The 12,201-nt window shown below is 67.8% G+C and carries 10 protein-coding genes; 1 reads left to right on the plus strand and 9 read right to left on the minus strand.

Features of this window, described 5'->3' with window-relative positions; all coding sequences use genetic code 11:
• Positions 1-139 precede the first annotated feature (139 nt).
• A complete protein-coding gene (locus tag H9654_RS00120; RefSeq protein ID WP_406833428.1) occupies positions 140-3,262 on the minus strand; it encodes a galactose-binding domain-containing protein in 3,123 nt (1,040 codons plus the stop codon).
• 488 nt (positions 3,263-3,750) lie between these two features.
• Between H9654_RS00120 and H9654_RS00125 the strand changes: the two genes are divergently transcribed.
• Positions 3,751-4,497: a hypothetical protein gene (locus H9654_RS00125; protein ID WP_191768043.1), complete on the plus strand. Its 747-nt coding sequence runs from the start codon at positions 3,751-3,753 to the stop codon at positions 4,495-4,497.
• Positions 4,498-4,518: 21 nt separating this feature from the next.
• Here H9654_RS00125 and H9654_RS00130 read toward each other — a convergent pair whose 3' ends face one another.
• The 8 genes from H9654_RS00130 to galE form a co-directional block, all read right to left on the minus strand.
• The gene (locus H9654_RS00130) at positions 4,519-5,406 is read right to left on the minus strand and encodes a DMT family transporter (RefSeq protein WP_191768842.1); all 888 of its coding nucleotides are present in this window, start codon (positions 5,404-5,406) and stop codon (positions 4,519-4,521) included.
• A gap of 32 nt (positions 5,407-5,438) precedes the next feature.
• Entirely contained in the window at positions 5,439-6,482 is a 1,044-nt protein-coding gene (murB, locus tag H9654_RS00135; protein WP_191768045.1) for a UDP-N-acetylmuramate dehydrogenase, read from the minus strand.
• Positions 6,482-7,537: a quinone-dependent dihydroorotate dehydrogenase gene (locus tag H9654_RS00140; RefSeq protein ID WP_191768047.1), complete on the minus strand. Its 1,056-nt coding sequence runs from the start codon at positions 7,535-7,537 to the stop codon at positions 6,482-6,484. Before H9654_RS00140 ends, murB begins: the two co-directional genes overlap by 1 nt.
• 7 nt (positions 7,538-7,544) lie before the next feature.
• Positions 7,545-8,315: a class I SAM-dependent methyltransferase gene (locus H9654_RS00145; RefSeq protein ID WP_191768049.1), complete on the minus strand. Its 771-nt coding sequence runs from the start codon at positions 8,313-8,315 to the stop codon at positions 7,545-7,547.
• Positions 8,316-8,322: 7 nt separating this feature from the next.
• The gene (locus H9654_RS00150) at positions 8,323-8,607 is read right to left on the minus strand and encodes a DUF4190 domain-containing protein (RefSeq protein WP_042612490.1); all 285 of its coding nucleotides are present in this window, start codon (positions 8,605-8,607) and stop codon (positions 8,323-8,325) included.
• 46 nt (positions 8,608-8,653) lie between these two features.
• On the minus strand, positions 8,654-9,442 hold the full coding sequence (locus H9654_RS00155; RefSeq protein ID WP_191768051.1) for an SDR family NAD(P)-dependent oxidoreductase: 789 nt from the start codon (positions 9,440-9,442) through the stop codon (positions 8,654-8,656).
• Entirely contained in the window at positions 9,442-10,974 is a 1,533-nt protein-coding gene (gene amaB / locus H9654_RS00160; protein ID WP_191768053.1) for an L-piperidine-6-carboxylate dehydrogenase, read from the minus strand. Before amaB ends, H9654_RS00155 begins: the two co-directional genes overlap by 1 nt.
• A gap of 249 nt (positions 10,975-11,223) precedes the next feature.
• Positions 11,224-11,901: a UDP-glucose 4-epimerase GalE gene (galE, locus tag H9654_RS00165; RefSeq protein ID WP_318241092.1), complete on the minus strand. Its 678-nt coding sequence runs from the start codon at positions 11,899-11,901 to the stop codon at positions 11,224-11,226.
• Between the last annotated feature and the right edge of the window lie 300 nt (positions 11,902-12,201).

The raw sequence follows: 12,201 nt of genomic DNA on the forward strand, positions 1-12,201 counted from the left end.
TTACGGCACCGTTGGCATCAAGCCGGGATTAACGTCGGACCATGCACAGCCGCGCACGGGAGCAGCGCGCCGCTCCACTCGCTGCCCGGCGACGACAATCCGCAGGCTCGTTAACGTCTGTACCTCCACGGCCAATGGTTTACCAGCGCGCTTGCAGATGCTTGAACGCGCGTGGCAGCAACACGCCATCGGCATCGAATGCGTCAACGCGACGTCCGTCCACGCGTATCTCGCGCGGTCGCGTGCGGCTGGGCCACCACACCCGCACGGCGGTTCCTGCGTGCAGCCCTTCGCCCAGCGCCACCGTCAGCACGCCGTCGCGCTGCCGCGCGTCCAGCTTCAACGTGCCATGGGCGGTCGGCAGGCGTTCCACCGACAGGCCATCATCGGCAAGCCACGACGCCGGGGTGCCGGGCAGCAGCGACAGCGCATCGTCGTCCTCGCGCATCAGCATCCCGAACAGGGTGCGGCCATATTCCGCGCCGATCCACGTGTGCGGCATGTCGCCCAGGTAGCGCGGAAAGCGCAACCGCGAGTGCACCACTTCGGCCAGTACCTGCCATTCCAGCGGACGTCGGTCGTGCAGCAGGCCGATCAGCAGTTCGTTGGCCGCCTCGGGCTGGCCGAGGTGCACATAACTAAGCACGTTGCGGATTTCGTAGGGCGTATAGGCATACAGCGCGCCGGGCCTCGCGCGCTTGCGCACATCGTCCAGGTATCGCGCGAAGGTGGTGCGCAGCGCCGCATCGGGCAGCACGTCCTGCGCGCCGGTGGGGTCCAGCGCGATCGAAACACCGGTCGGATCGCCATCGCCCAGGTCGGCCGAAGACGGAATGAAGTCGATGCCTTTCCACGCCATCGTGGCGCGGATCGAGGCGGCCACCGCGTCATGCAGCAGGCGGCCCTGTTCGCGCGCCCAGGCGGCGGTTTCCGGGTCACCCAGTGACTCGGCCAGCCACGCACCGTCGTGCCAGCCTTTGATGCCCCAGTAGTCATCCCAGTAACTGTGGGTGGGCGCGGGATAGCCTTCGTGACTGATGGACGGGGCCAGGATGCCGGCGAAACGCTCCGGCGCAGGATGGCCGGCCATGTAGCCCGGCACCAGCGTGCGCTCGCGCAGCTCCTGCAGGAAACGCATCGCGGCCTTTACCTTGGGCAGGTAGGCACGCACCGATTCCGGGCCGCCATCCAGTCGTGCCACGTCGGCGACCAGGCTGATGTACTGGCCCTGGCTGTCGTATTCGATATCCGAGCCGAAGCCGGTGTTGACGCTGCCGTCGTTGTTGAGGATCGGCGAGACCAGGCCGTTGGCATGCACGCCATGCGCGCTGTACCAGGCCAGGTAATCGCGTGCCACCGAGGCTTCGCCCATGCGCAGCAGCACCGCCGAGGTGGCCATGCCATCGCGGATGAACGAACGGTTGTAGTTGCGCGGGCCGGGCTGCATCGCCGGGCCGGTCTGGTTGATCAACATGTACGCGGCCTGCGCGCGCAGCATGTCCACCAGCGAATTGTCCGGCAGCCGCAGGCCGACCTGGCCGAGCCGCGCCTGCCAGTCAGCGGATGCGCGTGCGGCCAGTGCATCGAAGTGGGCGTCGGGCTCCTTGGCGGTGTCGGCGAGCTGCAGCGGTGGCGCCTGCGGCAGGCTGCCATCGGCGGCCGCTGGCGCGGTGCCCAGTGGGAAGGCGACCACTACGGAGCGGGATGCGCCGGGCCTCAACGCAACGCGGTAGGCGAGGGCGGCTGCGGCAAGGCCGTCGGCATCCTGCGCGCTCTGCGCGTGGGGCAGCTGGCCGCCGGCGATGGCCCCGCTGATTTCGCTGCTGCCATCCGCGCCGAACGGTGCCGCGCCGGCTTCGTCCACTGCGGTGAGGGATTGCAGCAGGCGGCGGCCATTCACGCTCACTGTCCGTCCGTCCACGGCGATCTCGCCGATGGGCGACAGGCCGCCGTTCTGCCACGGTGGGTTCATCTGCATCGGGCGCACGGCGAGTGTCAGCGTGCCGTTGATCGCGGTCGTGCCGGTGTTGTGCAGGCGATGACGCACCAGCGTCACCGGCTGCCCGCCAAGCTCAATGGCGAAGGCTTCGCTGCGCAGTTCCAGGCCCGGCTGCGGCAGCCAGGCCGCCGAGGGCATCGGCTTCCAGCCATCGCGCAGTGCGTGGCGTACCGGTTGCGCCGTGGCGCCTGTGGCGGTGCCGCCGTCAGCGCGCCAGATCGGTTGCACCAACGGAGCCCCCTTGAACGCTTCGATGTTGCCGTATTCATCGAAGATCGATTTCTGCACGCCTGCGTGCACGCCTACTGCCGTCCAGTAGGTCTGCTGCAGCAGCAGCGAGGCCGGGGCCAGCGCACGCTGGGCGCCGCTGGCGGCGACCTGGTAACGCTTCATCGGGGTCATCACCGCAGCCGGTCCGAGCAGGCGGATACGCTCGACCGACGGTGCGTCGCCCTCCACCCGCAGTCGCAGGCTGTGCGCATCCACCGCGGCGTTGCCAGCCAGCCAGCTCTGCTGTCGGCTGCCCGCCTGCGGGTCGCGGGCCAACACGGTCCACTTGCCGTCTGCGTCCTGCACCTCCAGCTGGGCAGCGCCATGCGCGCTGTCGGCCCAGTCCACCACCAGGCCAGCGGTGGCCAGTGCGCGGGGCAGGCCGATGGCCAGCACATGCCGGCCTTGGGCGTCGCTGGGAATCGTCACCGCACTGCCGCCCTGCCAGAGTGCGGCGGACGGCTCGGCCGCAAGCCCCGCCACGCGCGCGCTGTCGCGTGTATCCAGCGGTTCCATTTCAAGAATCGATACGCCCCAGTCCGAGGTGCGTTCGGGGCTCGCCACGCGCAGGTAACGGGCCCGGCGCGGAGCGAAGAACAGGGTCTCGATGCCGCCCAGCGAGTCGCCCATTGTGTAAGCCACGTCCCATTGCTTGCCATCCAGCGACGTCTGCAGGGTATAGCCCTCCGGATTGGAGACGTCCCAGGTGATGCGGACGCCGCCGAGCAGTGCCGGCCGGCCCACATCGATCTGGAACCAGTGTCCTGGGCTGAAGGCGCCGCCAGTGACGGTCTTCGGATCGTTGTCGATCAGGTGGCCGATGGCCATCGTCGCCACCTGCTGCGAGGAACTGCTGGCCTGCCATTGGCTGCGCGGCGCCAGTTCCTGCGCGCTGCAGATCCCGGCCCAGGCAAGGGTGGGCAGCAACAGGAGGCGTGCCACGCCCGCCGTCACAGCTCGGATCGTCTTCCTGTTACCGGCATGCAGCATCATTTTTTGCACTCCTCGGCGCATTGGAAACCCACGGGGTGAGCAGACGCTAACAGGCAGTGGAAGCGCTTACACGACGCGCTGCGGTAGGCTGCGGTCCGGCCCAGAGCGGATCAGGCAAGGGGCCGGGATGGGCAGGCGGTGTGCGGGAACGGGTGTCGAGAGAAGGCTCGCAGCCGATTGCGCGGACCGCTGGCTGAACGCGCCAGAGTGCGCCGTATGTCCACGCGTGCGTGCAAGCGATTTCTGGTAGCCGGGGTGCCGCCGACACCGCATCCTGCGCGGGCTCGGTCGTCCAGCGTGCGGTTGAAGGCAGGCCATAGCCCGCACCTCTCGACGATCCTGAGCCTTGGATGTCGTAAATGGCTTGTCGGTGAGCCGGTCCATCGGGCCGGGAGCGACCCACGATGTCGCCCCGGGGCTGTTTCTACATCCCGTTTTCCCGCTTCTGGGATAGTGCGGATTCAGACCAGTCCTATGGCGGATTCCTCATGAACCAGGTGCCGATCGTCCACGCAACGGAGGTGTTGGCCCGTGCGTTCGGCGTCGTCGCAGCGAGCGTACGGCGACAGTCCAGCGGGAGTGAAGACGCGACGGCGAGGTTCGACGTCGTCGATGTCGCAGGGCGGCAGTGGCGGCTGGAGGCAGTACCCGCGCGCCGTCAGGCTGGCCACGCATGGCCCCACGGCGCGACCCGCTGGGGTCGGCATTGGACGCTGAGGGAAGTGCTTGCCGCGCAGGACGGGCAGGGCGGCGCAACGCCGCCGCAACCGGATCGGGTTGAGCCGGCCCACTCCTGCAGACCGCACGCCTGGGAGTGCACCGACGGACGCGCACTGGAACGGGTAGGCAGCTGGCTCGCGCAGCCGGCCGGCCTGCCGACGGCAACGGATATCCCGGGACAGGCGTTCGTCGACACGTGGCTGAGCAACCGCCGGCACATCGCCACCATGCACGCGCGTGCCGAAGCGCTGCACGATGCGCTTGCCCGGCATGCGTCGGCAGTGGGCCAAACCCCTGCGGGCGGTGCCGCATCGCGGGTATGCAACGAGGCCTATCGCCACCAGCGCGTGCTGCGGCACCTCGTGGAAACCCAGCAGCTGCTGCTGGGGCCGCAGGCGACGGTGCACCCGGTTGCGGTACGCCGCGAGGCGCTGCGGCGCCTGAATGGCCTGTTGGAATCCGAGCGGGCCCGGGTGCTGCAGGCGGATACGTTATGGCAGGCCGGCGCAGGCTGATCCATCGCCCGCGGTGGGGGACTATTCGCCCGGTTTGGCCGCTGCGCTGACGGCCTCGCTTTTTGCGCGTCGCGCCAGCACGGCTTCCCGGTGCGCGATGTAGGCGTTGGAACCGAGGATGATCAGCGCACCGATGACCGTCCAGCGATCCAGTGCTTCGCCGAACAGCAGCCAGGCCATCACGCTGACCAGCGGCAACTGCATGAAGCTGATCGGGGTCAGGGCGGAGACTTCTCCAAGCCGCAACGCGCGCGTCCACAGCAATTGCCCCAGCGTGCCCATGACGCCGGTCAGGGCCAGCCACACCCACGCGATGCCGGTGGGCCATTGCCAGACGAACAGCGCCGGTATCAGCGACAGCGGTACCCAGAACACATAGGTGTAGAACACCACCGTGTCGGCGCTGTCCACGCGGGTGAGCTGCTTGATCTGGATGGCGACCACCGAGCTCAGCACGGCCGCGGCCACCGCCATCAGGCTGCCGGCGCTGAAGCTGCCGGTGCCCGGCCGCACGATCACCAGCACGCCGATGAAGCCGATGATCACCGCGGCCCAGCGCCGCACGCGCACCGTTTCACCCAGCCACAGCACCGCCGCGATGGTGACGAACAGCGGTGTTGAGTAGGACAGGGAGACGGCCTGCGCCATCGGCAGGTGGCCCAGCGCCCAGAAGGCGCACAGCATCGAGGCCAAGCCGATCGCGCTGCGCAGGAAATAGCGCGGCAACTGCTGGGTCTTCAGCGGGGCACGGCCCGGGCGCAGCAACATCGGCAGCAGCGCCACCAGGCCGAACGCATTGCGGAAGAAGGCGACTTCCTGGGTCGGCACGTAGGCGGTGGCGTAGCGGATGGCAAGGGCCATGAAGCCGAATGACAAGGTGCTGCCCAGCATCAGCCAGGCCGCGCGCATCGGCGGCGCGCCGGCACTGGACAGGCTGGGGCTCACCACTGCGCGCCGATCAGCCGCGGTTCCGGTTCAATCGCTACCGCGAAGGTTTCCAGCACGGAGGCGGAGATGCGCCTGGCCAGTGCCAGAAGCTCTGCGCCGCTGGCGCTGCCGTGGTTCACCAGCACCAGCGCGTGGCTGGGTGCCACACCGGCATCGCCGTCGCGGAAGCCTTTCCAGCCGCAGTGTTCGATCATCCAGGCGGCCGATACCTTGCGCTGTTCCTCGCGCTCTGCCGGATACACCGGCAGCGCCGGGAAGGACTGCAGCAGTACCTCGACCTGGTCCACGCCGAGGACCGGATTCTTGAAGAAGCTGCCTGCATTGCCCAGCACCTCCGGATCAGGCAGCTTGCGGCTGCGGATGGCGATCACCGCGTTGGCCACGTCCACCGCGCTCGGCGTTTCCACGCCCTGCGCCTGCAGTTCGTCGGCGATGCCGGCGTAGTCCATGCGCAGTTCGTGCAGCAACGGCAGGCGCAGCTCCACGGCCGTGATCAGGTAGCGGTCCGGCTGCTGTTTGAACACGCTGTCGCGGTAGCCGAAGGCGCACTGTTCATTGTCCAGCCGCACCCACTCGCCGGTCTGGCGATCCCAGGCTTCGACGGCCTGGATGAACTCACCGACCTGGACGCCGTAGGCGCCGATGTTCTGGATCGGCGATGCCCCCACGGTGCCGGGAATAAGCGAGAGGTTTTCCAGTCCGGACAGGCCGTGCTGCAGTGACCACAGCACCAGCTTGTGCCAGTTCACCCCGGCTGCGGCGTGCACCACGGTGTAGTCGGCACGGTGTTCCAGGATGTCGATCCCCTGGTTGGCGAACACCAGCACGGTGCCCTCCACGTCGTCGGCCAGCAGCACGTTGCTGCCGCTGCCCAGCACCAGCAACGGGCCTTCGGCAACGGCCGGCAAGGCCAAGGCATCGGGCAGGGTGGCGGAGTCCTGGATTTCCAGCAGCTGCGCGGCCTGCGCCTGCACGTGGAAGGTGTTGAGCGCCAGCAGCGAGGCGTTTTCGGTGAGGGTCCAGCCGGTGTTCGCCATCACAGGCCTCCCACCGCGCCGCGGCTGGGCGCTTCGCGGCGGCGGCGGATCGCCTCCACGCACTCGGACACCAGCGAGGGGCCACGGAACACCAGGCCGCTGTAAAGCTGCACCAGTGCGGCACCGGCGGCCATCTTGGCCACCGCGTCGGCACCGGAGCTGATGCCGCCCACGCCAACCAGCGGCATGCTTTCCGGCAGCCGCGCGCGCAGGCGGCGCAGCACCAGCGTGGACTGGTCCAGCAGGGGTGCGCCGGACAGACCGCCGGCTTCGTTGGCCAGCGCGTGGCCCGCAATGTGGCTGCGATCAATGGTGGTGTTGGTGGCGATCACCCCGTCCACCTGCAGCTCGGCGAGCACGCGCGCTGCGGCGTCGATATCACGCTCGTTGAGGTCCGGCGCCACCTTGACCAGCATCGGCACGCGCTTGCCGTGCATGCTGGCTAGTTGTTCCTGGCGCTCGCGCAGGCCGGCGACCAGCTGGCGCAGCGCGTTTTCTTCCTGCAGTTCGCGCAGGCCGGCGGTATTGGGCGAAGAGATGTTGACCGTGATGTAGTCGGCCAACGGGTACACCTTGTCCAGGCAGGCGATGTAATCGTCCAGCGCCTGCTCGTTGGGGGTGTCTTTGTTCTTGCCGATGTTGATGCCGAGCAGGCCGCGGCGGTCACGCGCCGCTTCGACATTGCGCACCAATGCATCCACCCCGGCATTGTTGAAGCCCATGCGGTTGATGATGGCGCCATGCTCCGGCAGCCGGAACAACCGCGGCTTCGGATTGCCCGCCTGCGGGCGCGGGGTGATGGTGCCGATCTCCACCGAGCCGAAGCCCAGCGCGAACAGGGCATCGATATGCGCGCCGTTCTTGTCCAGTCCCGCCGCCAGACCGACCGGGTTGGGGAAGGTCAAGCCGAACGCGGGCGTGGGCAGCGGCGCGATACGCGGCGCCACCAGCGGCGTGGTGCCGAAGCGGTAGGCCGTATCCAGTGCGGCCAGGCCCAGGCCGTGGGCGCGTTCGGCATCGAGGGAGAACAGGAAGGGGCGTGCAAGCGAGTACATGGGCAGATCAGTCCAGCGTGCCGAGGAAGGCACGGGTTTGGTATTCAAAAGCAACGTTGCCGTCGATGGCATGCTGGTCGAACAATGTGCGCAGCGCCGCCAGCATGGCGTCATGCTTCGGTTGGCCGGCGGTGGGGGCGTATGAAGAGGACAACAGGCGGCCCTTCAGGGCATCGAAGTCCAGCATCTGCACGTTGGGGAAATAGCCGATGGCCTGCAGGCCGCCGGCGAACCACTCGCGCATCTGTTCGTCGGTCTGGTAACGCTCGGCCACGGCGCTGTAGTCGGTGCCGAATTCCAGCAGCAGCTGCTCATAGCCACGCAGGAACGGGGAGGCGTCCAGCAGGCGCGAGTTCCAGAACACCAGCACGCGCCCGCCCGGGGCCAGGATGCGTTTCCACTCGCCGCGCACGGCGTCCGTATCGAACCAGTGGAAGGCCTGCGCGGCGCTGACCAAGCCGATGCTGGCATCGGCCAAGCCGGTCGCCTCGGCGGTGCCGTCGGCGGCGCGGAAGCGGGGGTACTCCGTGCCCAGCCACTGTTCGGCTGCCGCACGCATGGCCGCGTTGGGTTCCACCGCGATCAGCGGATGGCCAGCGGCCAGCAGGATCTGGCTGGAAATGCCGGTGCCGGCACCGATGTCGGCCACCAGCGCCTCGCGCGGCACGCCCTGTTCGTCGTGCAGCCACCGCAGCAGGGCGGGCGGGTAACCGGGGCGGAAGCGCACGTAGTCTTCGACGCGGTTGGAGAAGCGCGAGGCGGATTCCGGAGTGCTCATGTCCACCTCATGACGAAACGTGGGCCAGCCAGGCCAGGCCGCCGAAGAAGGCGAGGAAGGCGCCGATGGCAAGCACCGCGCCCAGCACCATCAGCCAGCCCAGGATCAGGCCGCCAATGGCCAGTCCGTCGCCATCGAGTTCGTGCGGGCGGCGGCGGATCTCGGCGCGGGCCATGTGCCCGGTGATGATCGCCCCGAGGCTGGCGATGAAGGGCAGCACGGTCCAGCTGCAGATCCCCAGGACCAGGCTGGCGACGGCCAGTCCACTGGTATGACGGTTAGGCACGCTCATGCGGGTCCTCCCTAAAGACCCGGTCATGATAGAGGTTGTGCCTCCATTAGCCCATCAATACCTGCCCACCATCGACATTGAGCACGTGACCGGTGATCCAACCGGCTAGCGGCGAGCACAGGAACAGCGCGGCATGGGCGATCTCTTCGGGCCGGCCGAAGCGGCCGAACGGAATCTTCGCCAGGGTGCCGTGGTACAGGTCCGGATCGTCCACGCGGCGGCGATCCCACAGGCCATCTTCGAATTCGATCGACCCCGGCGCGATGGCGTTGACCCGGATCCGGTGCGGCGCCAGCGCCAGCGCCTGGCTGGTCGTGTAATGCGACAGCGCGGCCTTGGCCGCCGCATACGGCGCAGCGCCGGGACGCGGTTGCTGGGCGGCGATTGAGGACAGGTTGAGGATGCAGGCATCCGTGGAGGCGCGCAGCCAGGGCAGGGCCAGCCGCGAGGCCCGCACCGCTGCCATCAGGTCCACCTGCAGGCTGGCGGCCCAGCCGTCTTCGTCGTCGGCCATGCCATAGCCGGTCGCGTTGTTGACCAATACGTCGACGCCGCCGAGGGCTTCGGCGGCGTGTTGCAGCCATCCGCCGATCTGTTCCAGATGGGACAGATCGGCGGCGTGGGTGTGCAACGGCGTGCCTTGGTCCAGGGCATCGCGTGCGAGGTCATCCAGGCCCTGCTGGCCGCGCGCGCAGACCGACACCGAGGCGCCTGCGCCGGCGAAGGCCAACGCGATGCAGCGCCCGATGCCCTTGCTGCCCCCGGCAATCAAGACCCGGCGGCCGGTGAAATCGATCGCCGGCCGGTAGTCGCGCACCGACGCGGTCTCTGCCATCACAGGTCGAACTTGATGCCCTGGGCCAGCGGCAGCGAATCCGAATAGTTGATGGTGTTGGTCTGCCGGCGCATGTAGACCTTCCAGGCATCCGAACCGGATTCGCGACCACCGCCGGTGTCCTTCTCGCCACCGAAAGCACCACCGATTTCCGCACCGGAGGTGCCGATGTTGACGTTGGCGATGCCGCAGTCGCTGCCGGCCGCGGACAGGAAGCGCTCGGCCACCTTCAGGTTGGTGGTGAAGATCGATGAGGACAGGCCCTGCGGCACGCCGTTCTGCATCTCGATGGCTTCGTCCAGGGTGCTGTACTTCATCACGTACAGGATCGGGGCGAAGGTTTCGTGCTGCACGACTTCGTCGCTGTTCTTCAGGCCGGTGACAATGGCCGGCAGCACGAAGTTGCCGGCGCGGTCGATGCGGGTGCCGCCGGTCTGCACGGTGCCGCCGCTGGCCTTGGCCTTTTCGATGGAGGCCAGGAACTGCTGCACGGCGCCGTCGCTGTTGAGCGGGCCCATCAGGTTGGCCGGGTCGGTCGGATCGCCGATCTTGCCTTCCACCTGCTTGTATGCCTTGACCAGCGTGGCCAGCACGTCGTCATGGATGGATTCGTGCACGATCAGCCGGCGGGTGGTGGTGCAGCGCTGGCCGGCGGTGCCGACCGCACCAAACACGATGCCCGGGATCGCCAGCTTCAGGTCGGCGGTTTCGTCCAGGATGATCGCGTTGTTGCCGCCCAGTTCCAGCAGGCAGCGGCCCAGGCGATGGGCGACCTTCTCGGCTACGGTGCGGCCGACCTGGGTCGAACCGGTGAAGCTGATCAGCGGCACGCGCTTGTCGGCCACCATCTTTTCCGACAGCGCGGTGCCGGCATCGTTGATCAGGAAGAACAGGTCCGGGAAGCCGGCTTCGCGCAGCGCTTCATTGCAGATGCGCATGGAGGCGATCGCGGTCAGCGGGGTCTTGTTGGACGGCTTCCACAGGCAGATGTCGCCGCAGACGGTCGCCAGGAAGGCATTCCATGCCCACACCGCGACCGGGAAGTTGAACGCGCTGATGATGCCGACCAGGCCCAGCGGCTGGTACTGCTCGTACATCCGGTGGCCCGGACGCTCCGAGTGCATGGTGTAGCCATACAGCATGCGGCTCTGGCCCACGGCGAAGTCGGCGATGTCGATCATCTCCTGCACTTCGCCGTCGCCTTCCGGCTTGCTCTTGCCCATTTCCAGGGCGACCAGCGAACCCAGCGCATCCTTGTTGGCGCGCAGGGCTTGGCCGCACAGTCGCACCGCTTCGCCACGGCGCGGGGCCGGGGTGGTGCGCCAGGTCTTGAAGGCTTCCTGCGCCCGCGCGATCACGGTTTCGTATTCGTCGGCGGTGGTGGCGCGGACCTGGGCGATGGCTTCACCGGTGGTCGGGTTGACCGGGGTGATCAGCTCGCCGCCGGTGGCGGTGGACCACTCGCCGTTGCCCAGGTAGGTACCGGCGTTGATCGCATCCAGGCCCAAGGCCTTGAGCAGCTTGGCAGACATGCAGACTCCCTCTTTTCGCGTTGTATTGGGCGGCCGCGGGCCCTGTGGGCAGCGGCGCACTGAGCCGGAGATGGTAGCAGAGGGGCTGGCGGGGGCATGGTGCGCTGCGGTGGGGGTGGGGTCTGGTGGGTGACGACCGTTGGTCGTCACGCTGTTGCCGTTGGCGGTCCTCCCGCCGCTGCGCTCGCCGAGCGTGGCTCGGCGCTAGCTGGGGTGGTCCTGCTTCGACCAGTCCGGCTGATCACGATGTCAGCGCCACGCGCTTTCAATGATCGGCCCCAGTTCGGTCCAGCGCGGTACCCAGCCCAGTTGCGCCCGCGCCTTCTCACTGGATGCCACCAGGCTGGCCGGGTCGCCGTCGCGGCGCGGCGCCACCTCGAACGGCACCGGCTTGCCGGACACCTCGGCCGCCGTCGCGATGACTTCGCGCACAGAAAAGCCCCGGCCGTTACCCAGGTTGAAAGCATGCGCCCCGTCATTGGCTTCCATGAAGCCCAGGGCCAGCGCATGCGCCTGGGCAAGGTCCTGCACGTGCACGTAATCCCGCACACAGGTGCCATCCGGGGTCGGGTAGTCGTCGCCGAACACCTTCAGCGCCGGACCATCGCCCAAGGCGGCCTTCAGCACATTCGGGATCAGGTGGGTCTCGCACTGGTGCGCTTCGCCGATGCCCTGGTCGGGCAGGGCGCCGGCGGCGTTGAAGTAGCGCAGCGACACCGAGCGCAGGCCGTAGGCGGTGGCCGCATCGGCAAGGATCCGCTCGGCCATCAGCTTGCTGGCGCCGTAGGGGTTGATGGGCGCCTTGGGGTGTTCTTCGTCGATCATCTCGCTCACCGGGTTGCCGAAGATGGCTGCGGTGGAGGAAAACACGATGCGTTGTTGCGGGCCACACCAGGGCCCCCACGCGCGAGCCGCCCATGCTAGCAAGGCGCGGATCGCGAACGACGCGATTCGGCAGGCGGCACGTGACGTGGCGCGTCACCTTGTAGTGATGCGTGTCAATTATCTGGCGCCAAGATGGTCGTTTAGACGATAGATGTGACCCAGTTCACGAATCTGCTGCGATCTGGTACACGCCAAGTCTGGTACATTTACGTCACTTATTGACGCCCAAAGCGATCATCAAACGTAACTGTGCTGGCAGGGGAGGCCGGTGCGCTGGAGTGAGTTGTGCGGGCAGACGCCGAAGAAGGGAAGACCGACGTGCTACATGGATCCGTAGAGGGT

Source organism: Stenotrophomonas lacuserhaii (assembly GCF_014836545.1).
Taxonomy (GTDB): Bacteria; Pseudomonadota; Gammaproteobacteria; order Xanthomonadales; family Xanthomonadaceae; genus Stenotrophomonas; species Stenotrophomonas lacuserhaii.

Coding starts and splice junctions, on each gene's coding strand:
- H9654_RS00155 (WP_191768051.1), bottom strand. CDS start 9,442: ATGGCAGAGACCGCGTCGGTGCGCGACTACCGGCCGGCGATCGATTTC.
- H9654_RS00120 (WP_406833428.1), bottom strand. CDS start 3,262: ATGATGCTGCATGCCGGTAACAGGAAGACGATCCGAGCTGTGACGGCG.
- H9654_RS00140 (WP_191768047.1), bottom strand. CDS start 7,537: ATGTACTCGCTTGCACGCCCCTTCCTGTTCTCCCTCGATGCCGAACGC.
- H9654_RS00130 (WP_191768842.1), bottom strand. CDS start 5,406: ATGCGCGCGGCCTGGCTGATGCTGGGCAGCACCTTGTCATTCGGCTTC.
- H9654_RS00145 (WP_191768049.1), bottom strand. CDS start 8,315: ATGAGCACTCCGGAATCCGCCTCGCGCTTCTCCAACCGCGTCGAAGAC.
- amaB (WP_191768053.1), bottom strand. CDS start 10,974: ATGTCTGCCAAGCTGCTCAAGGCCTTGGGCCTGGATGCGATCAACGCC.
- H9654_RS00150 (WP_042612490.1), bottom strand. CDS start 8,607: ATGAGCGTGCCTAACCGTCATACCAGTGGACTGGCCGTCGCCAGCCTG.
- murB (WP_191768045.1), bottom strand. CDS start 6,482: ATGGCGAACACCGGCTGGACCCTCACCGAAAACGCCTCGCTGCTGGCG.
- H9654_RS00125 (WP_191768043.1), top strand. CDS start 3,751: ATGAACCAGGTGCCGATCGTCCACGCAACGGAGGTGTTGGCCCGTGCG.